Source organism: Bradyrhizobium sp. 31Argb, from assembly GCF_043638955.1.
Lineage (GTDB): Bacteria > Pseudomonadota > Alphaproteobacteria > Rhizobiales > Xanthobacteraceae > Bradyrhizobium.
This window is the reverse complement of the sequence record NZ_JBEGDB010000088.1, coordinates 1-22,194: the sequence shown is the minus strand read 5'-3', so window position 1 is coordinate 22,194 and position 22,194 is coordinate 1. Positions and strand designations below refer to the sequence as shown.

The window sequence follows — 22,194 nt, the reverse complement described above, 5'->3', positions numbered from 1 at the left end:
ATCCTCACTTTAGCTACACGACAGCTCGATCACAAACGCGCGTGATCCGGCTGTGGCGGCGCCCGTCATGGCCGGGCTTGTCCCGGCCATCCACGTTCTTGTCGCAGGAAAGAGTAAGACGTGGATGCCCGGGACAAGCCCGGGCATGACGAGCTCCTTGCGCTCGGGGACCTGATGCCTCAATGAAACGGGTTGCATGAAGATCGAAGATACAATCTCGCGTAAGCCGCCAGCTTCCGATCCCGCAGCTTCGGCCGCGATCGATGTCGCGCATCTGGTGAAGGTCTACAAGGCCACCCGCGCGGTCGACGATGTCTCGTTTCGGATCGCGCGCGGCAGCATCACCGGGCTGCTCGGCGGCAACGGCGCCGGCAAGACCACGACGATCGCCATGATCATGGGCCTGGTGCTGCCGACCTCCGGCCGCATCCATGTGCTGGGCTTTCCGATGCCCGAACAGAGCGCCGAGGTGCTCGGGCGGATGAATTTCGAGAGCCCCTATGTCGACATGCCAATGCGGCTCACCGTGCGCCAGAACCTCACGATCTTCGGCCGGCTCTATGCCGTGCGGAATCTCGCAGAGCGGATCGATCGGCTCGCCTCCGACCTCGATCTGCGCGACTTCATCGACCGCGCCAACGGCAAGCTTTCCGCCGGCCAGAAGACGCGCGTGGCGCTCGCCAAGGCACTGATCAACGAACCTGACCTGTTGCTCCTGGACGAGCCGACCGCTTCGCTCGACCCTGACACCGCCGATTGGGTGCGGCAGCACCTGGAGAACTACCGCAAGAGCCATAACGCGACGATCCTGCTCGCTTCGCACAACATGCTGGAGGTGGAGCGGCTGTGCGACCGCGTCATCATCATGAAGCGCGGCAAGATCGAGGATGACGACAGTCCCGACCGGATCATGGCCCGCTACAACCGCGACACGCTGGAAGAGGTGTTCCTGGACGTCGCCCGCGGCCGCACCCGGGAGAGCGCGACATGAGCCAGATTGCCGTCCATCGCGGGCTGTCGCTCAACCGCATCAACGCGATGGTGCTGCGCTATTGGTATCTCTTGCTGTCGTCCTGGCCACGACTATTGGAACTGGTCTACTGGCCGGCGCTGCAGATCATCACCTGGGGTTTCCTGCAGAACTACATTTCGCAGACCTCGGGCTTCTTCGCGCAGGCCGGCGGCACCCTGATCGGCGCCGTCATCCTGTGGGACATCCTGTTCCGCGGTCAGCTCGGCTTTTCGATCTCATTCCTGGAAGAGATGTGGGCGCGCAATCTCGGCAACCTCATGATGAGCCCGCTGAAGCCGATCGAGTTCCTGATCTCGCTGATGATCATGAGCCTGATCCGCCTCGCGATCGGCGTCGTTCCGATGACGCTGCTGGCGCTGTTCTTCTTCGGCTTCAACTTCTACGCCATCGGCCTGCCGCTGATCGCCTTCTTCTGCAACCTGATCTTCACGAGCTGGTCGGTCGGCATTTTCGCCTCCGGCCTCGTGCTGCGGAACGGGCTCGGCGCGGAGAGCATCGTCTGGACGCTGATGTTCGCGCTGATGCCGCTCGCCTGCATCTATTATCCCGTCAGCGTATTGCCGCCCTGGCTGCAGGTCGTCGCCTGGATGTTGCCGCCGACCTATGTGTTCGAGGGCATGCGGGCGCTCCTGATCGACCACGTCTTCCGCACTGAGCTGATGGTCGACGCCCTCGTCATCAACGCGGTGCTGCTTGTCGCGTCATTTGCGATCTTTCTTGCCCTTTTGCGCAGCGCCAAGCGCAACGGCTCGCTGCTCAGCGGAGGCGAGTAACCTTCACTTTCCCGTGGATTCCCGGTTGTTTAGGGCTTTTTCGGCCGTAGATGTAGTGACAGATGCATTGACGCTTTATTACGCATTCGACAGTATGCTGCGTCGCAAACAAGGATTTTGAAGCAAATGCCGATTGGTGAATTTGGCGGCGCCCCGCCGCTGGCGGCCGAAGGCAGTCCGGCGGTCACGACGCCACTGTACTGGATGTACGAGATGGCGCATTCGTCGCTGAACCCGGCGCGCGCGGTGACCGACGCCACCAAGATCCTGTTTCAGAATCCGCTCAATCCGTGGACGCATACCGAAGTCGGCAAATCCGTCGCCGCGGCCTGCGAGTTGTTCGAGCGCACCACCCGCCGCTACGGCAAGCCGGAATGGGGCCTCGACGAGACCGAGGTCAATGGCGTGCGTACGGCGGTTGAAGTCCGCACGGTCTGGGAAAAGCCGTTCTGCCGGCTGCTCTATTTCGATCGCAAGCTGACCCGGCCGCTGCGCAGCCCCCAGCCGCGCGTGCTGATCGTGGCGCCGATGTCCGGCCATTACGCGACGCTGCTGCGTGGCACGGTCGAAGCCTTCCTGCCGACCCACGAGGTCTACATCACCGATTGGGCCGATGCGCGCATGGTGCCGCTGTCCGAAGGCCGCTTCGATCTCGATGACTATGTCGATTACCTCATCGAGATGCTGCATGCGCTTGGCGGCAACATGCATGTCATCGCGGTCTGCCAGCCCTCGGTGCCCGTGGTGGTCGCGGTCTCCCTCATGGAAGCGCGGCGCGATCCCTTCGTGCCGCTGTCGATGACGCTGATGGGCGGTCCGATCGACACCCGCCGCAATCCGACCGCGGTCAACAACCTCGCCGCCGAACGCGGCATCGAATGGTTCCGCAACAACGTCATCACCAAGGTGCCGTTCCCGCATCCTGGCATGATGCGCGACGTCTATCCGGGATTCCTGCAGCTCAACGGCTTCATCAGCATGAATCTCGACCGCCACATGGATGCGCACAAGGCGCTGTTCGCCAATCTGGTGAAGGGCGACGGCGATCTCGTCGACAAGCACCGCGAATTCTATGACGAATATCTCGCGGTAATGGATCTGACCGCCGAGTATTATCTGCAGACCGTCGACCTCGTCTTCGTCAAGCACGCGCTGCCGAAGGGCGAGATGACTCATCGTGGCGAACTGGTCGTTCCCTCCAAGATCAGGCGCGTTGCGTTGATGACGGTGGAAGGCGAGAAGGACGACATCTCCGGCCTTGGCCAGACCGAAGCGACGCATGCTTTGTGCACGTCGATTCCCGATCATCGCCGTGTGCACTACGTGCAGAAGGGCGTCGGACACTATGGTGTGTTCAACGGCTCGCGTTTCCGTGCTGAAATCGTGCCGCGCATCTCCGATTTCATGGTTTCGTCGGCCAATACACGGCTTTCCCTGGTCGCGGCCGCTGAATAGCGGTGTGATCGAGCCCGATTTGGGTGGGTTTATAAGTCGCTGAATTGATTAAAAGAATCCGGATTCGGCGATCGTTCAAGGAATGAGTTTTGACTCGTTCCTTAGAGGGTGATTTCGGGCCGGGTCGGTCCAAATTTTTCGGGTTCCGACCCCACTATGTAGGGGTCAAATCGCGGGCAGCCTCTGTATATTGGGCAAATGATTTGTTTTTGCGCCGAGCGATTTCCCTGGCGGCGGATATGGCAGAATCCGGGCGAACTTCTCCTCCCCGGACTCTCAGAAATGGCCACTCGCGCGCTCCTCTATCGGCGGCCCGCCGAACCCTCGACTCTTCTCATCAAGCACGGCTCCCAATATTTCGCGATCAGGCTACGGCGGCATAGGCGCGCGCGTCGCTACACGCTTCGCATTCATCCAACTGACCGCGAAGCGATCCTCACGATGCCGCCGCGCGGCACCATCGCCGATGCGCGCGACTTCGCGCAGCTTCATGGCGGCTGGATCGCCGCGCGTCTTGGTCGCCTGCCGAAGGCGGCGCCGTTCCAACCCGGCACAGTGGTGCCGCTGCGCGGCGTGCCGCATCGGCTCGTGCATCGCGCCGGCGAGCGCGGCACGGTGTGGACCGAGATTCGTGACAGCGGCGAAAGGATTTTGTGCGTGGCCGGCGAGCCGGAGCACATGGACCGCCGCGTGCACGACTTCCTCAAGCGCGAAGCACGCAAGGATTTGCACAAGGCGTCCTTGGCCTATGCGGCGGAACTCGGCGTGCGCGTGCGCCGCGTCTCGATCCGCGATCAATCGAGCCGCTGGGGTTCCTGCACCTCGCACGGATCGCTGTCGTTCTCCTGGCGCCTGATCCTCGCGCCGCCCTACGTGCTCGACTATCTCGCAGCGCATGAAGTCTCGCACTTGGTCGAGATGAATCACTCGCTGCGGTTCTGGAAGACCGTGGGCCGGATCTGCTCGTCGGTGGATCGCGCCAAGACCTGGCTCGACACCCACGGCAACGATCTGCATCGCTACGGTATCGAGGATTAGGGTTTCGACGTGTAGGATGGGTAGAGCGAAGCGAAACCCATCATCTTCTTCGCCGCAGCGGCCCAATTGATGGGTTTCGCTTTCGCTCTACCCATCCTACGAAAGCTCTGTAGCCCGGATGGAGCGAAGCGCAATCCGGGACGGTCTCAAACGTGGATCGAGCTGTCCCGGGTTACGCTTCGCTGCACCCGGGCTACGAGATCAGCGGGCTACGCAATCAGCGGCCGCCGAACAGGCGATCGACCAGCCAACCATCCAATCCCGCCGCAGCTTCCGGACGCGCACTGGGATTGGACGGCGTCGAGGCGCGCGTCGGCGTCGGCGGTGGGCGATACTGACCGGCGGAAGGAACGGGTGAGGGTGGTGCGAGCGACTGCGGCGATGGTGCGCTGACCTGGGACGAGGCTTGCATCAGGTTCGGCATGGCCCAGCCGACTTGCGCATTCGGCAGGCTCGCGACCGGCACGCCCTGATGCGCCGTGCGCATGAAGCGGCTCCACACCTCCACCGGCAGCCCGCCGCCGGTCGCCTTCTTGGTCGGCGAATTGTCGTCATTGCCGAGCCAGACGCCGGTGACGAGATTGGCGGTGTAGCCGATGAACCAGGCGTCGCGGAAATCCTGGCTGGTGCCGGTCTTGCCGGCGGCGGTCCAGCCGGGGATTTCCGCCTTGCGCGCGGTGCCGGAGATCAGCGTCTCCATCATCATCGTGTTCATCATCGCGACATAGCGCGGCTCGATCACCCGGGCGAGCTGGTCGGCTGGCCGAACGTAGAGCAGCTTGCCTCTATCGGTGCGGATCCTCGTCACCACGTGCGGCGAGACGGCGGTGCCGCCATTGGCAAAGGGCGCGTAGGCGCCGACCAGTTCGATCACCGAGACCTCGGAGGTGCCGAGCGCGATTGAGGGATTGGCGTCGAGCTTGGAGGAGATACCGAGCCGGTGCGCGGTCCGCACCACGTTCTTCGGGCCGACCTCGAGCCCGAGCCTGACCGCGACCGTGTTCAGCGACATCGCCAGCGCCTGCGTCAGCGTCACCGAGCCGAAATATTCGTGGGTGTAGTTCTCCGGCTTCCATCCCTTGATATCGAGCGGGGCGTCGGTGCGGATCGTTTCCGGCGTCAGCCCGGCCTCGACCGCGGTGAGATAGACGAACGGCTTGAAGGCCGAGCCGGGCTGGCGCTTGGCGGTCACCGCGCGGTTGAACTGGCTCTCGGCATAGTTCCTTCCGCCCACCATGGCGCGCACCGCGCCGTCGGGCGTCATCGCCACCAGCGCGCCCTGGGTCACGTTGAACTTGACGCTCTTGGCGGCAAGCTCGTCGATGATGGCGGCTTCGGCGACGTTCTGCAGCTTCGGATCGATCGTGGTCTCGACCGTGATGTTCTGGTCGATCTGGCCGACAAGGTCATCGAGCACTTCGCCGATCCAGTCGGCGACGTAGTTCACGGTGCCGGCGCCGGCCGGCTTCACGTTGTAGGAGGGATGGCCGATCGAGGCCTTCGCCTGCGCCTCGGTGATGAACTTGGCGTCCGCCATCGCTGACAGCACGATCTGCGCGCGCTGCTCGGCGCCTTCAGGATTGCGGTTCGGCGCCAGCCGCGACGGCGATTTGACGAGCCCTGCAAGCATCGCGGCTTCCGCCAAGGTCACGTTCTTCGCCGACTTGCCGAAATAGCGTTGCGCCGCGGCCTCCACGCCATAGGCGCCGGAGCCGAAATAGACGCGGTTGAGATAGAGCTCCAAGATATCGTTCTTGGAATGCTTGCGCTCCAGCCAGATCGCGAGCTCGGCCTCCTGCAGCTTGCGCTGCATGGTGCGTTCCTGGGTGAGGAACAGGTTCTTGGCGAGCTGCTGGGTCAACGTCGAGCCGCCCTGCGACACGCCGCGACGCAGGAGATTGGTCACCGCTGCGCGCGCGATGCCGATCGGGTCGACGCCATAATGCGAGTAGAAGCGGCGGTCCTCGATGGCGATGAAGGCTTTCGGCAGGTATGGCGGCAGGTCCTTCAGCGCGACATTGGCGCCGGCCATTTCGCCGCGCTGCGCCAGCACGCTGCCGTCCATGCCGACGATCTGGATCGTCGGCGGCCGCTTGGGGATTTCGAGCGATTGGATCGGCGGCAGATGCGCGCCGACCCAGACCACCACGCCGACGACCGCAATCGCCGCCCACAGGCCGAGCACGACGCCCCAATAGAAGATGCGGCCGATCGAAGAGCCGCCGCGCGATTTCCGCCGTTTCCCGCCACTCGAAGCGGGCTTGCGCTCGCGCGGCGGTTCCGCACCGGCGTCACTGCTGCTGCGCTGCTTGGCGGATTTCTTCGGTCTGTCTTCGGGATTGGGGATGCGGTCGGCCGGCGAGAGCCGCAAATCGGCGAGCGCGGCCGGAAGCCCGAATAGCGGCTCCTTGCGCCCGCCGCTCTTTTTCTTTCCCCACGCCATCCACAAACGCTGCTCACACCACGTTCCGCCGCACGCTAGCGTTCCCGGTTTAAGGCCCGGTTACGCAAAGCTTAACGCGGGATTAGGAGGTGAGGCAGCGCCACGTCGAACGAAGCCGTAGGGTGGGCAAAGCGAAGCGTGCCCACCTTTTGCGAGCGGAGTGCTTGATGGTGGGCACGCTGCGCTTTGCCCACCCTACGCATCCCAATGCCGGGTTAGTAGGTGAGGCAGCGCGTGATAAAGATTGCGGAACCGAGCGTAGCGTTTTCAAGCGAAGTGGACACCGGTTCGCATAGCAATCAAGTTTACGCAGATTGCGTGGACTTATCTGCGCAGAAAACGCGTCAAGACAAGAAGGGAGAACCAAAATGGGCCATATCGATCCGACCAAGGAAGTCTTCGCGCAGTTCAGGGAGAACGATCGGCCGGGGCCGATCCACATGCTCAATCTGGTTCGCCTGCGCGAATGGGCCGCCTATCCCGACGGCCGCAAGGCCACGGGCGCGGAAGCCTATGCGGCTTACGGCCGCGAGAGCGGACCGGTGTTCGAGCGGCTCGGCGGCCGCATCGTCTGGCAGGGCCGTTTCGAACTGATGCTGATCGGGCCGCAGGAGGAACGTTGGGACCATTGCTTCATCGCCGAATACCCAAGCGTCGCCGCCTTCGTCGAGATGATCCGCGATCCCGTCTATCGCGAAGCAGTGAAGCACCGCCAGGCCGCAGTGGAGGATTCGCGACTGATCCGCCACGCCGTGCTCCCGGTCGGCAAGACGTTCGGAGAGATTCCGAAGTAAGCCACCAAGCCGTAGGGTGGGCAAAGCGAAGCGTGCCCACCTTTCTTGCACCGACCGTGGATGGTGGGCACGCTGCGCTTTGCCCACCCTACGCAGCTCCCGTCATTGCGAGCGCAAGCGAAGCAATCTATCTCTCCACTTGCGGAGGCATGGATTGCTTCGCTGCGCTCGCAATGACGTTGAGAAAGCGCGCCACTATAACGTTCAAAACGAAATCGGCGGCCCGAAGGCCGCCGATCGTTTGTCTTGCGATGCTCGCTGACTAGCCCGCCGGGCCGGCGTCCTCGAGGATCGGGCCGAACAGCTCCCAGCGCTCGCCGTTGAAGCGCATCATCTGGAGCTGCTTGTTGACGCGGTAATCGGTCGGCGAGGTGTTGGCGACGATGCCGGGCAGCGAGAGGTCGAGCTGCACGTTCTTGAGGCTGGAGGCCTGCTTCATCACGTTCTCGCGCGTGAGATTGTCGCCGGACTCCTTGAGCACATGGATCAGGAGCTGAGCGGTCGAGTAGCCATAGGTGTTGAAGTTCGAATCCTTGTCGCCTTCCGGATAGTACTTGGCCATGAACTCGAAATACTTCTTCATGCCGGCATCATCCTTCCAGGTCGGATCGAGCGGATCCTTGCCGTAGTTGACGCTGATCACGCCCTTGGCGGCCTCGAGGCCTGCGGGCTTCATCACCGCGCCGACCGAGGTCGCGTTGATGTCGACGATCTGCACCGGCTTCCAGCCGAGCTCGGCGATCTTCTTGATCGCCTGCGCCGCCTGCTTCGGCGTGGTGGCGCTGAAGAACAGGTCCGCGCCGGCATCCTTGATCTTGAGAATCTGCGAATCCACGGTCGGATCTGACACTTCATAGGAGGCTTCCGCCACCACCATGCTGGCCGCCTTGTCGGCGAGGCCGGCCTTGATGCCGTTCAGGTAATCTTTGCCGAGGTCGTCGTTCTGATAGAGGATGCCGATCTTGGCGGTCGGATGGTTCTTCAGGATGTACTGGCCGTAGATCCGGCCCTCGACGAAGTAGTTCGGGTTGAAGCCCATCGTCCACGGGAAATTCTTCGGGTCGGTGAACTTCGAGGCGCCGGTCGCGGCGAATAGTTGCGGCACCTTCTTGGAGTTGAGATATTTCTGGACCGCCGCATTGGATGGTGTGCCGACGATCTGGAAGGTCAGAAGCACCTCGTCGCTTTCGACCAGCTTGCGCGCCTGTTCGACCGCCTTCGGCGGCGAATAGGCATCGTCATACTGGATCAGGTTGATCTTGCGCCCGTTCACGCCGCCCTGGTCGTTGATCATCTTCATATAGGCGGCCTGGGTCTTGCCGATCGAGGCATAGGCCGATGCAGGACCGGAGAACGGCACGGTCTGGCCGACCTTGATCTCGCTGTCGCTGGCGCCGGGGTCGTATTTCTTCTGGGCATTGGCCGCTGAAACCGACAGCGCGAATGCCAGCGCCGTCCCTGTGACCAGATGCAAAAACCCGTTCCTCATTCGCAGCTTCCTCATGTGATTGTGCCGATGATCTTCTCCGCTGGACTTCAAGGTCCGCCGGATGCCATCGCTAGCGACGATAGTGGAGGAACCGTTGCTGCAATGCAAGGTGGAGTCGGGCCGAAAAGCCGAGCGATATCAGTCGACCAAAGTAGGGTGCGGGCCCAACCCCGGAAATCGGGTGGACGCTGGCACGCCGCGCAGGGAAGATGCCGGCGCTCAGCTATCCGGGATGAAGATGCCTGTTCGCGACAAACTCACGAAGCCGGCCACAACGTTCGGTCTGGATCGGGTGGAAACGCCGATCGGGATAGCTTTGCTGGTCACCGATGACGACGGCGTGCTCCGCGCGCTGGATTGGGAGGACTATGAGGCGCGGATGAACGAGCTGCTGCGCCTGCATTATGGCGCGGTGGCCCTGAAACAGGCGCGTGCGCCGAAGGATATCCGCGCTGCGCTGTCTGAATATTTCAAGGGCGATCTCGATCGCCTCGGCAGCATCCAGTGGCGCGTCGCCGGCACGGCGTTCCAAAACAAGGTCTGGACCGCGCTGGCGAAGATCCCCGTGGGCACGACGATGAGCTACGGTGCGATGGCGGCAAAGCTCGGCGCGCCCAACGCCCAGCGCGCGGTCGGCCACGCTAACGGCTCGAACCCGATCAGCGTCGTGCTGCCCTGCCATCGCCTGATCGGCGCCAACGGCGCGCTGGTCAAATATGGCGGCGGGTTGGAGCGCAAGCGCTGGCTGCTCGCGCACGAAGGTGTATCTCTTTAGATTAAGCCGGCCGCCGTCGGATGAAGAATTTCTGCATCCCCTCGAGCACCAATTCGCGGCGCTGGTTGAACACGGTGGAGCGCAGTGTCACGACGCCGGTGGTGCGGCCGGGCACAAGCTCGGTCACTTCAAGCGCGGGATAGATGGTGTCGCCGGCATAGACCGGCTTCAAGAAGCGGCTCGACTGTTCGAGAAAGCCGATCATGGATTCCTCGACAATGAACGGAAACAGCCCGGCGCCGGGCGCGGTGTGGATCAGGGTCTGGAAGCCGTGCGCGAGCAGGTGTGGCATGCCGCGGGCGCGGCAACATTCGATGTCATAGTGGATCGGATGGGTATCGCCGCTTGCGGTCTGGAACGCCGCGAACACAGCCTCCGTCTGGGTCCGGCTCGGGATCACAAAGCGCTCGCCCAATGTGAAATCTTCGAACCAGCGCTGTGCTTGCACCATGCGGTGTTGGGCGGGGTCGAAGTCAGTCATATCAGGGCTTTCCTCGGCAGAATTGTTTTGTGATGTATCGGTATCGCAGCGATGTTGATGCGGCAATCGATTCCGCCTAATCCGGCCATGACGAGAAGCATCCCAGTCATCCATGACCCTGTTCGCAAAACTCTCCGCCTATGATGATCGCTCCGCCCGGCTTGCCGGCATCGGGCTAATGCTGCTGTCGATCTTCATGTTCTCGTTCGGCGATGCGATGGGGAAATTCCTTGTCGCGACCTATTCGGTCGGACAGTTGTTGTGGCTGCGCGCCTGTGCGGCACTGGCCGTGCTGCTGCCGATCATCTGGAAGCAGCGCGCGGCGTTCTTCCCACTCGAGCGTCCCTGGCTGCAATTGCTGCGGGTGACGCTGTCGACGCTCGAGGTCGCCGCCTTCTTCCTTGCGACCGTCTACCTGCCGCTCGCCGACGTCATCACCTATTATCTTGCCGGTCCGATCTTCGTCACCGCGCTGTCGGGCCTGGTGCTGGGCGAACAGATCGGCTGGCGGCGCTGGAGCGCGATCCTGGTCGGCTTCTGCGGCGTATTGATCGCGCTCAGGCCGTCAGCGCAAACCGTGAGCTTGCCGGCGATGATCGCGCTCGGCGGCAGCATGTCGTTCGCGGTCCTGATGCTGATCACGCGCTCGCTGCGCGCAACGCCCGATATCGTGCTGACCTCGTCGCAGTTCTGCGGCACATTCCTGCTCGGCGCCGTGCTGTCGCCATTCGGCTGGGTGACGCCGGATGCCGGCAGCCTCGCTATCTTCTTCGTCGCCGGCCTGATCTCGGTCGCCGCGCTGCTCTGCGTCAACCGCTCGCTGAAGCTGGCGCCGGCAAGCGTGGTGGTGCCCTACCAATATTCGATGATCGTCTGGGCGGTGATCTTCGGCTTCGTCGTGTGGGGTGACGTGCCGTCCTGGGCCACCATTGTGGGGGCTGCGATCATCATCGGCGCCGGGCTCTACATCTTCCTGCGCGAGCAGAAGCTGGGGCGGGAAGAGCCGGTGGTGAGCCCGCCGGTGTAGCCCTAAGGATGCTGTGACGTAGGTGGGCAAAGCGAAGCGTGCCCACCCTACGCCGTCTGCGTGTTATCGATCCCGCCGCAACGATGAGCCCCAGCTCTTCAGCGACGACCAGACGCCGCGCGACAGGCGGAAGCAGTCGACCGGGGTGGAGGAGCCGAGCGCCTCGAAGCGGTGCAGCTCGACGCCACTCCACTGGAAGCCGCACTTCTCCAGGATGTTGCGCGACGACGGGTTGGCGACGCGGGCGCCGGAAAACAGATAGTCGTGGTCGAATTCCTCGAAGAAGTAGTCGATCACCGCGCGCGCCGCCTCGGTGCCAAAGCCCTGGCCCCAATGCTCGACGCCGAGCCAGTAGCCGAGCTCCGGCGCATCAGGCTCGCGCCAGTTGATGCCGACCATGCCGACCGGCGCGGAGCTGTTCTCGATCAGGAACACGGTCTCGCCGCCTCCGCCGGCAGTCGCACGCACGAATTCGACCGCATGCTCGTTCAGATAGGGATGCGGCAGGCGGCGGGTGTTCTCTGCAATGCGACGATCATTGGCGAGATGCGCAATTGCTTTTACGTCCGCGAGCGTCGGCTTGCGCAAGGTCAGCCGTTCGGTCTCGAGGACGCAACCTCTCGACTCGCGCAATATCGGGGTCGGGATATCCTGCAGCATGTCGGGCTCCTGTGATGCGATAACGGTACGCTACGCTTCGATCCTTGCGCGTGGCCCCACATGGGACACGCGCAACAGAAAAGGGGAGGCCGGTATCCCGCCTCCCCTGGAGCCTCTTAGAGCCCCGCCGGTTCAACAGGATCCGGCGGACTCATATCGTCCACCGTCTATTCGGCTGCAGCCTCGAGCACCGGAATTACCGATACGAAGGTGCGGCCATTGCCTTTGGCGCGGAACTCCACACGACCTTCGACCTTGGCGAACAGGGTATGATCGGTTCCCATGCCGACATTAAGGCCCGGATGCCACGTGGTGCCGCGCTGACGCGCGATGATGTTACCGGGAATCACGAGCTCGCCACCGAACGCTTTGACGCCAAGGCGTTTGCCTTTGGAATCACGTCCGTTTCGCGATGAACCGCCTGCTTTTTTGTGAGCCATAGCTCGTCTCCAACTGCAGTAATTCTCTAGATCAATTCCTTGACGGAATCATTTCACTTTTTGTCACGCTTCAACTTTTGATACGTGACAATCACATTTCTCTAACGCCGCGTTCTTGAAGGCTTATGCAGCATCCTCAGTGGGCGCTGCAGCAACCTTTTCCTTCTTCGGCCGCGGGCCGATCGTCGGCTTCGCGTTGTCGGTCAGGATCTCGGTGATCCTCAGCACCGTCAGCTCATCGCGATAGCCGCGCTTGCGGCGCGAATTCTTGCGGCGGCGCTTCTTGAACGCGATCACCTTCGGACCGCGCTTGTGCTGCAGCACCTCGGCCGCCACCGAAGCGCCGGCCACCGTCGGCACGCCCAGGACCGGCGTTTCGCCGCCGACCACCAGAACTTCGCCAAGTTGCACGATCGTGCCGACATCGCCGGCGATCTTGCCAATCTCGAGAACATCATCCGGAACGACGCGGTACTGCCGGCCGCCGGTTTTGATGACTGCGAACATCGTTTGATTCCTTCGTGTTCGATCCCGTCCTCGAGGGTATCCCCCGGGCCGGCTTCTTGTTCAGTCGCTATGGGTTACGATTTTCGCGCGGCGCGGGGACGTGCCCCGGAATTCGCGCAAAAACAAGCGGCGCGAGAAATCCCGCGCCGGATTGGCCGCCGTTATAGCGGCCAAGCGCCAGGAGTCAAGGCAACCGGGCCGAAAACCAGCCCAAAATGAAGGATTTGGAGCGATTTTAGCCCGGTTCGAGCCAGGTTTCCGGCCCGTAGCCCGGGTGGAGCGCAGCAACCCGGGTCATCCACCGGCCCCGGGTTACGCGTTCCGCTTCGCCCGGGCTACCGCGCCCCAGTCAGCTCTCGGTCTTGGCCTTCGCCTTCGGATCATCCGCCGCCATGGCGTGCACCGGCGAGGTCTGGCGGGCGCCGGGGCCTGGATGCACATGGACGGCCTTGGCCGACAGCGGCTCGCCGCATTCCGAGCAGACCATCACGGGGTCGAACATGTGTCCGCAGTTCTTGTGCTGATGCAGCATCGGGCGGCCGCGCGAGTCGACCATGTGGATGTTGCCCCAGTGCACGATCGACATGATGATCGGATAGAGGTCGAGGCCCTTCTGCGTCAGGATGTATTCGTAGCGCTTCGGCGATTCCTGGTACGGAATCCGGCGCAGCACGCCGAAGCGCACCAGCTTCTTCAGCCGCTCGGCGAGCAGATGGCGCGTGATGCCGAGCGAGGACTGGAACGCCTCGAACCTCCGCTTGCGAAGAAAGCACTCGCGCAGGATCAGGAGGCTCCAGCGGTCGCCGATCACGGCCACCGTGCGGGCCAGTGAGCACGGCTCCTCTTCAAGCGTGTCCCATTTCATCAATGTCTCCAGTCACCTGCAGTCCACGAAGCAGGTTTCATTCTAATTCGGCACTGAGGCCTGTTCAACCGTTTGTGCGCTGCCCGTTACCGCAGGGCCCAATCCGCTATTGACAGTTCTAAAATAGAACTTTAAAGCCGGGATCGCAACCGATGGCGGCGACGGGCCGCTCCGCACAAGGAAAGGCAATCGATGGCTGCTCCGCTCAAGGTCGAGTTTCATTTCGATTTCGGCAGCCCGAACGCCTACCTCGCCGAGCTCGTCCTGCCGGGAATCGAGAAGCGCACCGGCGTGAAGTTCGACTACGTCCCGGTGCTGCTCGGCGGCGTCTACAAGGCGACAGGCAACATGTCGCCGTTCGACTCGCTGCGCGGGATCAAGAACAAGGCCGAATACAACGCGCTGGAAACCGAGCGCTTCCTGCGGCGCCACCACATCACGAAATTCAAGTCGAACCCGTTCTTCCCGGTGAACACCCTGATGCTGATGCGCGGCGTGATCGCCGCGGAGCTCGAGGGATTGTTCGAGCCCTATTTCCGCGCCGCCTACCACCACATGTGGGTCGAGCCGAAGAAGATGGATGATCCGCAGGTCTTCCGCGCCGCGTTCCTCTCGTCCGGCGTCGATATCGATCGTGTGATCGCCCGCATCCAGCAGGATGACGTCAAGAAGAAGCTGATCGAGAACACAGAGAACGCGGTGGCACGCGGCGAGTTCGGCTCGCCGACCTTCTTCGTCGGCGACGAGATGTTCTTCGGCAAGGATCGCCTGCGCGAGGTCGAGGAAGAGATCGTCACGCAGCTTGCGGCAGCGAAAGGCTGCGCGAGACGGCAGGGAATCTGAGCAAACCAATTCGCGACAAGACCCGAGACAAGGGGCGCGGCGGCGGGAGGTGGCATTGACGATATTGGAGCAGGCGGCCCCGGCGGCCGAAATTCTGGCAAATCTGCCGAACCGGATTCATGAAGTGATCGACCGGCATGTCGCGGCGACGCCGGATCGCACGGCGCTGATCGATGACGGCGGCAGCCTCACCTATCGCGAACTCGACCGCGCTATCGGCGGCACCGCGGACGCGCTGCGTGCGCTCGGCGTCCGCGCCGGCGACCGCATCATGATCGTCAGCGAGAATGCGATTCCGCTCGCATGCCTTCTGTTCGCCGCGAGCCGGCTCGATGCCTGGGCGATCGTGGTCAATCCGCGGCTGTCGCCGCGCGAACTGGACCAGATCCAGGATCACAGTGGCACGCGCCGCGCCTTCTTCACCACCGACGTCTCCAAGGAAGCAGCCGCGCATGCCGCGCGTTACGGCGCACCGGTGCAGGATGTCGGCCCGCTCTATGGCATCGGCGTATCCGTGCTGAATGAGGCGACCTCGCCCGTGCCGGTCAAAGCCGACGGCGCCAACCAGGTCGCCGTCCTCATCTACACCTCGGGCACCACGGGGACGCCGAAGGGCGTGATGCTGACGCACCGCAATCTCCTGTTCAGCGCCCAGACCACCGCGGCGCTGCGCAATATGACGTCGGACGACGTGCAATATTGCGTGCTGCCGATCTCGCACATCGTCGGCATCTCGCTACTCACGATGACGCTGATGACCGGCGCCACCGTCCGCCTGGTCGCGAAGTATGACCCGGCGGCGCTGGTGCAGGCGATGACGGAGGAGGGCATCACCATCCTGAACGGCGTTCCCGCCACCTATCAGCGCCTGCTCGAATACAAGCGGACGACAGGTCTTTCGAAATTGAATCGCGGCGCGCTGCGCCTGATCTCGGTCGCGGGCGCGCCGCTCGATCTCGACCTGAAATCGCGGGTCGAGCAGGAGCTCGGGCTGCCTTTGCTCAACGGGTACGGCATCACCGAATGCGCGCCCGGAATATCCGGCGTCCGGCCGGAAGCGCCGAGAGCCGACCATGGCGTCGGCACGCTGTTGCCCGGTCTCGAGGCCAGGATCGTCGGCCGGGATGGCAAGCTCGTTGCCAACGGCGCGGTCGGCGAGCTTCATGTCCGCGGCGCCAACGTCATGCGCGGCTATTACCGCGCGCCCGATCTCACCGCGAAGGCGATCGATCCGGATGGCTGGTTCAACACCGGCGATCTCGCGCGCTTCGAGGGCGACTGCCTCTATATCGTCGGCCGCACCAAGGAGATGATCATCCGCTCCGGCTTCAACGTCTATCCGGCCGAGATCGAGGCCGTGCTCTCGACCCATGACGCCGTGGTGCAGTGCGCCGTGGTGGGGCGGCCGGTCGAGGGCAATGAGGAAGTGGTCGCGTTCGTCCAGTTGCTCAAGGGCTCCAAGGCGACGGCGCAGGACCTGATGGCCCATGTCGCGCCGCAGCTCACCTCCTACAAGCGGCCGTCGGAGATCATCCTGCTCGAGGCGCTGCCCGCGACCTCGACGGGCAAGATTCTGAAGCACAAACTGGCGGAGTCGCTGCGCACGTCCTGAGCGCGCAGTGACGTCAATTTATTTCCAATCAGCAGTCGGGAGAGACCAATGCAGAAGAGAAATGCCACCGCAGCGGTCATCGGGGCCGGCGATTATATCGGCGGCGAGATCGCCAAGAAATTTGCATCCGAAGGTTTCACGATCTTCGCCGGACGACGCAATGGCGCCAAGCTCGATCCGCTGGTGAAGGACATCGAGGCGGCCGGCGGCGAGATCCATGCCCGCTCGCTCGACGCGCGGAAGGAGGAGGAGATCATCTCCTTCCTCAACGACGCCGACAAGCACGCGCCGCTCGAAGTCTGCATCTTCAACATCGGCGCCAACGTCAACTTCCCGATCCTGGAGACCACCGAGCGTGTTTTCCGCAAGGTCTGGGAGATGGCCTGCTATTCCGGCTTCCTCGCGGGCCGCGAGGCGGCGCGGCTGATGCTGCCGCGCGGCCAGGGCAACATCTTCTTCACCGGCGCCACCGCATCCTTGCGCGGCGGGCCGGGCTATGCCGCCTTCGCCAGCGCCAAGTTCGGCCTGCGCGCGGTGGCGCAGGCGATGGCGCGCGAATTGGGTCCGAAGAACATCCATGTCGCCCATCTCATCATCGATTCCGGCGTCGATACCGAATGGGTGCGGCAGCGGCGCATCGAAGCCCTTGGCCCCAACGCGCTCGACGATCCCGATCTGTTGATGCCGCCGGCGTCAGTCGCGGCTTCCTATTGGCAGCTCTACCAGCAGCCGAAGAGCGCCTGGACATTTGAGCTGGAAATCCGCCCGTTCGGCGAGAAGTGGTAACGGCGAGCCGGAGAGAAAATCATGAGCGAACATGTCAAGACCGAGATCGCCGACGGCGTGATGACGGTGACCTTGCAGCGTCCCGAGAAGAAGAACGCGCTCACCACGGCCATGTATGACGCCATGTCGGACGCGCTCGATAGCGCCGAGAGCGATGGCGCGGTCCGGGTGATCCTGTTCCAGGGCGAGGGCGACAGTTTTACGGCGGGCAACGACCTCGCCGATTTTGCGAGCCAGGCCAACGGCGCCAATTCCGTCGAGGGTGGGGCACACCGCTTCATCGATACCATCGGCAAGGCAAAGAAGCCGCTGGTCGCGGCCGTGCAAGGCAATGCCGTCGGCGTCGGCACCACCATGTTGCTACATTGCGATCTGGTTTATCTTGCCGACAATGCGCGGCTGATCACGCCGTTTGTCAATCTCGCGCTGGTGCCGGAAGCAGCCTCGAGCTTCCTGTTGCCGCTCCGGATCGGCCATGCGCGGGCGTATGCGATGTTCGCGCTCGGTGAGCCGATGGAGGCATCAGCGGCGCTGGCCTGCGGGCTCGCGAATGCCGTGGTGCCGCCAGCAGAGCTGCGCAAGAAGGCGCGCGATGCCGCGATCGCGCTGAGCAAGCGGCCGGCCGGTTCGCTCAGCCTCACCAAGCAGTTGATGCGCGACCACGAGCGGATCGCGGCGCGGATGGCCGAGGAAGGCAGCCTGTTCAAGGAGCGGCTCAAGACGCCGGAAGCACGCGAGGCCTTCGCAGCCTTCGCCGAGCGCAGGCCGCCTGACTTCACGAAGTTTTAGGCCTGACTTCGGTTACGCACCAGATCGAGGGAGCCGAACATGCACAGCGCGGGCAGCTATCAATATCCTTCGATGGATTTCGTGATCTATGGCAAGCCCGCGGCGGACGCGCTGCGCGAGGAAGCCGAGCGGCTCGGCGCCAGGTGCGTTTATCTGATCGTGAGCCGCACGCTCAACACCACGACCGACGAGATCGAGAAGATCCGCGCAGCTCTCGGCGATCGTTATGCCGCGACCTTCGACGGCATCCCGCAGCACACCACGCGCGACGTCGTGGTGCAGACCGCCAGAGGTGCCAAGGAGGCCGGCGCCGATCTCGTGGTCGCAATCGGCGGCGGCTCGGTGGTGGATGCTGCCAAGATCGTGCTGATGTGCATGGAGCACGAAATCTTCGATCCCTCCGGGCTCGATGGCTATGAGACCACGCCCGAGCGCCGCTTCGGCCCGTTCCGTACGCCGAAGGTGCGGATGATCGCAATTCCGAGCACGCTGTCCGGCGGCGAATACAATTCGGGCACGCTGGTGACCGACACGTGCCGCAAGCTGAAGCAGATCTTCAATCACCCGATGATGATGCCGCGCACCATCATCCTCGATCCCGCCATTACGCGCTACACGCCGGAGAAGCTGTGGCTTGGCTCCGGCACCCGCGCGATGGATCACGGTATCGAGGCGATCTGCTCGATCCGCGGCAATGCGCTGGTCGATGCCGTCTGCCTGCAGGGCCTGCGCTATCTCCATGACGGCCTCTCACGCACCAAGGAGAATCCGAACGACGAAGCGGCGCGCACCAATTGCCAGTTGGGCTCCTGGATGTCGGCGTTCGGTCTGCAGGCGCGGGTGCCGATGGGCGCGAGTCACGCGATCGGCCACGTGCTCGGCGGCACCTGCGATGTGCCGCATTATTTCTGCACGGCGGTGATGATGCCGAGCGTGCTGCGCTACAATCGTCCCGCGACCGAACAGGCGCAGAAATCGATCGCGGCTGCGCTCGGTGCGCCCGGGCTCGATGCGGGCGAGGCCTTCGCCGCCTTCATCGCAAAACTCGGCCTGCCGCGGCGCCTTGCCGATGTCGGGGTCGGTGAGGATCGCTTCGAGCTGATCGGCAAGAATGCGATGCTGTCGATCTTCACCCGCTCGAATCCGCAGCCGATCCGCGAGCCGGCCGACGTCGTCAAGATCCTGCAGTTCGCAGCGTGAACCTGCTGCGGGCGAGGGCGCAACCAAACCCGTTCCAGGCCGTTATCCCCCGGTTCCAACCGGGGCAAGGGTTTCATGGCCGATGAACTGGTAGCGACAACGGGGATCGCCCGCCACGGCGCGACGCGTCTGCCGTCGGTCGACGTCGACAGCTTCAACATCGAATTGAAGGACGAGGACGGTTTCCTTGGCGACCGCGCCAGCAAAAGCGCGTTCCGCAAGATCCTCGACCGCTGGCGAAAGCCGTTGCGCAAGACCGGCGAGGACCCGTTCGGCGATGAGCCGTCCGACCAGGTCAGCAAGAAGACGCTGGATGCGATGCTGGTCGGCGACGACACCGAGGCATCCGCCGTGGTCCACAGCGCGATCGAGGAGTTCGCACTGGAGCTTGCCTATGTGACGCGGCGCTTCCTCAAGACCAAGGCCTGGGCGAAGACCGAGCGCATCGTGGTCGGCGGCGGCTTCCGTGACTCCAGGCTTGGCGAACTCGCGATCGCGCGCACCGAGATCATCCTCAAGGATGAGAAGTTCAAGATCGATCTTCTGCCGATCCGCTATCACCCCGACGAGGCCGGACTGATCGGCTGCCTGCATCTGGCGCCCTCATGGATCTTCGAGGCCCATGACAGCATTCTTGCGGTCGACATCGGCGGCACCAACATCCGCTGCGGCGTGGTCGAGACGCGCTGGAAGAAAGCGCCGGACCTTTCCAGGGCCACGGTGTGGAAATCCGAATTGTGGCGCCATGCCGATGAGGCCCCGACGCGGGAAGCCGCGGTGGAGCATCTGGTCGAAATGCTGCAGGACCTCATCGCGGAAGCCGAGACCGATGGGCTGAAGCTGGCGCCCTTCATCGGGATCGCCTGTCCCGGCGTGATCAATGAGGACGGCTCAATCGAGAAGGGCGCGCAGAACCTGCCGGGCAATTGGGAGAGCAGCAAGTTCAACCTGCCGGCAAGCCTGGTCGAGGCGATCCCGGAGATCGGCGACCACGACACCGCGATCGTCATGCATAACGACGGCGTGGTGCAGGGGCTTTCCGAAGTCCCCTTCATGCAGGACGTCGAGCGATGGGGCGTGCTGACGATCGGCACCGGCCTCGGCAATGCGCGCTTCACCAACCGCCGCAAGGAGAACGGCAGAGGCGCCAAGAATGGCGAGAAAGACGAGAAGGACAACGGCGAGAAGAAAGCGAAGAAGAGCGCGTGACGGGGCGCATTGCGACGAGAGCGGGCATCCTCTCCCCGTCGTCCCGGGCAAGCGCAGATGCGTAGGGTGGGCAAAGCGAAGCGTGCCCACCGACACGAGCCGAGTGCGGATGGTGGGCACGCTTCGCTTTGCCCACCCTACGATTCCTGCAGCGTCCCGTTACACTGCCGTCATCTTCCCGTAGGTTTACTGGGCGAATCTCCGGAAACCCGGGTGCAGTAAGGTTTAAAGGTTAGGTTAAGGCCGACATTGCGTTGGCTGTTTCCGCGCGCATTGCTACGGTGGCGGCGTCGCTCCGCTGACCGGCGAAGCCGCACTTCCCCGGCCAGCATTTTGATGAGGCGGCACGGGACCGCCAGTTATTTTTGTCGCGTCTGGCGGTCCCACCCACTCTTTCTAACCTGATTCTCCCGCTTCAGATCCATCCGATGCGCGAAAAGAACGTGGAGATCTCAAGGCTTGCGCGATCGGGGGCTTCGCGATGCGGAAAATGTCCGACGCCTTCGAACATTTTCAGATCGAGCTCAGTGAAGGTCTCGCCGAGCCGGTCGGTCCAGGCATAGGGAAACAGCGGATCGTGCTCGGCCCAGCGGATGCAGGTCGGCACGGTGATCGCAGGCAATGACGGCGCTTCGCCCTGCATCATCTTGACGCGCGCGGCGTGCGCGGCGCGATAATGCGCGAAGCCGCCGGCGAGATTGCCCGCTTTCAGGAAGTTGTCGGTGAAGGTGTCCAGCACATCGTCGAACGCATCCTGGCGATGCGACCAGCCTTTGAGGAAATGCCCGATATAAAGGCCGCAGCTCTCGCGCGTCGCGCCGACGAGTTTCGGCGCCATCTCCATCTGGTGGAACAACTGATACCAGATGTGGTTCAGCCTATCCGGCGCCGCCATCCGCGGCCCGATACCGGGATAGACGAAATCGAAAAAGAAAAGCCCCGCGATCCGCTCGGGCGCTTTTCGTGCCAAAGGCTGCATCACGGCGCCGCCGACATCATGGCCGACCACGCCGGCCCGCTCGATCCCGAGCGCATCCATCAGCGCCAGCATGTCGTCCGCATGCTGCTCCGGCCCGTACGGGCCGTCCGGCTTGTCGCTGTCGCCGAAGCCGCGCAGGTCGGGGGCGATCAGCGCAAAACGGTCGGCAAGCCGCGCCATGACCGGCTCCCAGGTCAGCCAGAATTCCGGCCAGCCATGCAGCAACAGCAGGGGCTTTCCGGCCCCGATCCGGGCGACATGGAACGCCGCCCCATTGGCTTTCACCGTCAAATGCTCCATTTCGCCTCCTTTCGGCCGGTTTCGGCGGTGCGGAAATCTTCTCCCGGCGCCTTGTCTCCCCCGGCATCCTCGCCTAGAACACGCCCCGACCGCGAGGGTGAGGAATCACCTTTTTGGCACCAGGAGAGGTGGCAGAGTGGTTGAATGCACCGCACTCGAAATGCGGCATAGGTGCAAGCCTATCGGGGGTTCGAATCCCTCCCTCTCCGCCATCAACAGGAACGACTGGGATCCCCTGCGGGATGCGCGCGGGAAACACCCTTGCCGCGCGAGCTTTACATGACGCAAACGATCGGGATCGACGAGTTCCTGGCCATCGACATCAGAGTCGGCACGATCGTTGACGTGGCTGATTTTCCGGAAGCGCGGAAGCCGGCGTGGAAACTGACGATTGATCTCGGCCCCGAGGTTGGAACGAAGCGGTCCAGCGCGCAGCTTACCGACCTTTATTCCCCTGAGTCATTGACTGGTTGGCAGGTGGCTTGCGTGGTCAATCTGCTGCCGCGCAGGATCGGCCCGTTCCAGTCGGAAGTGCTGACGCTGGGCTTTCCCGATGAACAAAAGCCGCGTGGTGCTCGTTGCGCCTGAGCGGCCGGTTCCGAATGGCGGGCGCCTGTTCTAGAGCATGATCCGGAAAAGTGGAGACCGGTTTTCCGAAAAAGATCATGCTCAAACAAAGAGCTAGAGCGGGATGAC

The 22,194-nt window shown here is 63.2% G+C and carries 21 protein-coding genes, 1 tRNA gene and 1 pseudogene; 15 read left to right on the top strand and 8 right to left on the bottom strand.

From position 1 onward, the window contains the following. The first annotated feature begins 196 nt into the window (after window positions 1-196). The 4 genes from AAFX91_RS18700 to AAFX91_RS18685 all read left to right on the top strand — a co-directional run bounded on the left by AAFX91_RS18700 (window position 197) and on the right by AAFX91_RS18685 (window position 4,299). The gene (locus AAFX91_RS18700) at window positions 197-991 is read left to right on the top strand and encodes an ABC transporter ATP-binding protein (protein ID WP_394567375.1); all 795 of its coding nucleotides are present in this window, start codon (window positions 197-199) and stop codon (window positions 989-991) included. After that, window positions 988-1,806 carry an ABC transporter permease gene (locus tag AAFX91_RS18695; RefSeq protein ID WP_394567374.1) on the top strand — a complete coding sequence of 273 codons (819 nt, stop codon included), beginning with the start codon at window positions 988-990 and terminating at the stop codon, window positions 1,804-1,806. The genes AAFX91_RS18700 and AAFX91_RS18695 overlap by 4 nt, the downstream gene beginning before the upstream one ends. Before the next feature lie 126 nt (window positions 1,807-1,932). Beyond that, entirely contained in the window at window positions 1,933-3,261 is a 1,329-nt protein-coding gene (locus tag AAFX91_RS18690) for a polyhydroxyalkanoate depolymerase (RefSeq protein WP_130580958.1), read from the top strand. 198 nt (window positions 3,262-3,459) lie between these two features. After that, window positions 3,460-4,299: a M48 family metallopeptidase gene (locus AAFX91_RS18685; protein WP_130580957.1), complete on the top strand. Its 840-nt coding sequence runs from the start codon at window positions 3,460-3,462 to the stop codon at window positions 4,297-4,299. 217 nt (window positions 4,300-4,516) lie between these two features. Here the strand turns inward: AAFX91_RS18685 and AAFX91_RS18680 are convergent, their stop codons facing one another. Further along, window positions 4,517-6,742, bottom strand: coding sequence for a transglycosylase domain-containing protein (locus AAFX91_RS18680; RefSeq protein WP_130580956.1), 2,226 nt, complete (start codon window positions 6,740-6,742; stop codon window positions 4,517-4,519). Window positions 6,743-7,110: 368 nt separating this feature from the next. Here AAFX91_RS18680 and AAFX91_RS18675 point away from each other — a divergent pair, with 368 nt between their 5' ends. Continuing rightward, on the top strand, window positions 7,111-7,536 hold the full coding sequence (locus AAFX91_RS18675; RefSeq protein ID WP_130580955.1) for a DUF1330 domain-containing protein: 426 nt from the start codon (window positions 7,111-7,113) through the stop codon (window positions 7,534-7,536). Between the two features lie 262 nt (window positions 7,537-7,798). On the opposite strand, the gene AAFX91_RS18670 is transcribed toward AAFX91_RS18675, so the two are convergent. Next, entirely contained in the window at window positions 7,799-9,025 is a 1,227-nt protein-coding gene (locus AAFX91_RS18670) for an ABC transporter substrate-binding protein (RefSeq protein WP_165421286.1), read from the bottom strand. Window positions 9,026-9,263: 238 nt separating this feature from the next. On the opposite strand from AAFX91_RS18670, the gene AAFX91_RS18665 reads away from it, so the two are divergent. Continuing rightward, the gene (locus AAFX91_RS18665) at window positions 9,264-9,800 is read left to right on the top strand and encodes a methylated-DNA--[protein]-cysteine S-methyltransferase (RefSeq protein WP_130580953.1); all 537 of its coding nucleotides are present in this window, start codon (window positions 9,264-9,266) and stop codon (window positions 9,798-9,800) included. A 1-nt stretch (window position 9,801) separates the two neighbouring features. Here the strand turns inward: AAFX91_RS18665 and AAFX91_RS18660 are convergent, their stop codons facing one another. Beyond that, the gene (locus AAFX91_RS18660; protein ID WP_394567373.1) at window positions 9,802-10,281 is read right to left on the bottom strand and encodes a MaoC family dehydratase; all 480 of its coding nucleotides are present in this window, start codon (window positions 10,279-10,281) and stop codon (window positions 9,802-9,804) included. A 112-nt stretch (window positions 10,282-10,393) separates the two neighbouring features. Between AAFX91_RS18660 and AAFX91_RS18655 the strand changes: the two genes are divergently transcribed. After that, window positions 10,394-11,308, top strand: coding sequence for a DMT family transporter (locus AAFX91_RS18655; protein ID WP_130580951.1), 915 nt, complete (start codon window positions 10,394-10,396; stop codon window positions 11,306-11,308). 63 nt (window positions 11,309-11,371) lie between these two features. Here AAFX91_RS18655 and AAFX91_RS18650 read toward each other — a convergent pair whose 3' ends face one another. The 4 genes from AAFX91_RS18650 to AAFX91_RS18635 all read right to left on the bottom strand — a co-directional run bounded on the left by AAFX91_RS18650 (window position 11,372) and on the right by AAFX91_RS18635 (window position 13,780). Beyond that, window positions 11,372-11,968, bottom strand: coding sequence for a GNAT family N-acetyltransferase (locus tag AAFX91_RS18650; protein WP_130580950.1), 597 nt, complete (start codon window positions 11,966-11,968; stop codon window positions 11,372-11,374). Window positions 11,969-12,135: 167 nt separating this feature from the next. Beyond that, window positions 12,136-12,408: a 50S ribosomal protein L27 gene (gene rpmA, locus AAFX91_RS18645; RefSeq protein ID WP_027583052.1), complete on the bottom strand. Its 273-nt coding sequence runs from the start codon at window positions 12,406-12,408 to the stop codon at window positions 12,136-12,138. A gap of 123 nt (window positions 12,409-12,531) precedes the next feature. Next, the gene (gene rplU, locus AAFX91_RS18640) at window positions 12,532-12,915 is read right to left on the bottom strand and encodes a 50S ribosomal protein L21 (RefSeq protein WP_130227986.1); all 384 of its coding nucleotides are present in this window, start codon (window positions 12,913-12,915) and stop codon (window positions 12,532-12,534) included. A gap of 349 nt (window positions 12,916-13,264) precedes the next feature. Beyond that, complete coding sequence (locus AAFX91_RS18635; protein ID WP_130580948.1) at window positions 13,265-13,780, bottom strand: helix-turn-helix domain-containing protein; 516 nt, start codon at window positions 13,778-13,780, stop codon at window positions 13,265-13,267. Window positions 13,781-13,972: 192 nt separating this feature from the next. Between AAFX91_RS18635 and AAFX91_RS18630 the strand changes: the two genes are divergently transcribed. From AAFX91_RS18630 to AAFX91_RS18605, 6 genes are all read left to right on the top strand, one after another. Next, on the top strand, window positions 13,973-14,623 hold the full coding sequence (locus AAFX91_RS18630; protein ID WP_394567372.1) for a 2-hydroxychromene-2-carboxylate isomerase: 651 nt from the start codon (window positions 13,973-13,975) through the stop codon (window positions 14,621-14,623). A gap of 55 nt (window positions 14,624-14,678) precedes the next feature. Next, on the top strand, window positions 14,679-16,235 hold the full coding sequence (locus AAFX91_RS18625) for a class I adenylate-forming enzyme family protein (protein WP_394567371.1): 1,557 nt from the start codon (window positions 14,679-14,681) through the stop codon (window positions 16,233-16,235). Between the two features lie 48 nt (window positions 16,236-16,283). Beyond that, on the top strand, window positions 16,284-17,021 hold the full coding sequence (locus AAFX91_RS18620) for an SDR family oxidoreductase (protein WP_394567370.1): 738 nt from the start codon (window positions 16,284-16,286) through the stop codon (window positions 17,019-17,021). 21 nt (window positions 17,022-17,042) lie between these two features. Continuing rightward, a complete protein-coding gene (locus tag AAFX91_RS18615) occupies window positions 17,043-17,810 on the top strand; it encodes an enoyl-CoA hydratase-related protein (protein ID WP_394567369.1) in 768 nt (255 codons plus the stop codon). Window positions 17,811-17,849: 39 nt separating this feature from the next. Then, window positions 17,850-19,010 (top strand): iron-containing alcohol dehydrogenase, encoded by a 1,161-nt coding sequence (locus AAFX91_RS18610; RefSeq protein ID WP_394567368.1) that lies wholly within the window; start codon window positions 17,850-17,852, stop codon window positions 19,008-19,010. A gap of 75 nt (window positions 19,011-19,085) precedes the next feature. Beyond that, window positions 19,086-20,219: an ROK family protein gene (locus AAFX91_RS18605; protein ID WP_394567367.1), complete on the top strand. Its 1,134-nt coding sequence runs from the start codon at window positions 19,086-19,088 to the stop codon at window positions 20,217-20,219. A 415-nt stretch (window positions 20,220-20,634) separates the two neighbouring features. On the opposite strand, the gene AAFX91_RS18600 is transcribed toward AAFX91_RS18605, so the two are convergent. Beyond that, window positions 20,635-21,498 carry an alpha/beta fold hydrolase gene (locus AAFX91_RS18600; protein ID WP_394567366.1) on the bottom strand — a complete coding sequence of 288 codons (864 nt, stop codon included), beginning with the start codon at window positions 21,496-21,498 and terminating at the stop codon, window positions 20,635-20,637. Between the two features lie 122 nt (window positions 21,499-21,620). Between AAFX91_RS18600 and AAFX91_RS18595 the strand changes: the two genes are divergently transcribed. Both AAFX91_RS18595 and AAFX91_RS18590 read left to right on the top strand, forming a co-directional pair. Beyond that, window positions 21,621-21,710 (top strand) — tRNA-Ser (locus AAFX91_RS18595). Window positions 21,711-21,777: 67 nt separating this feature from the next. Then, window positions 21,778-22,120, top strand: a pseudogene (locus tag AAFX91_RS18590) (tRNA-binding protein). The last annotated feature ends 74 nt before the right edge of the window (window positions 22,121-22,194 follow it).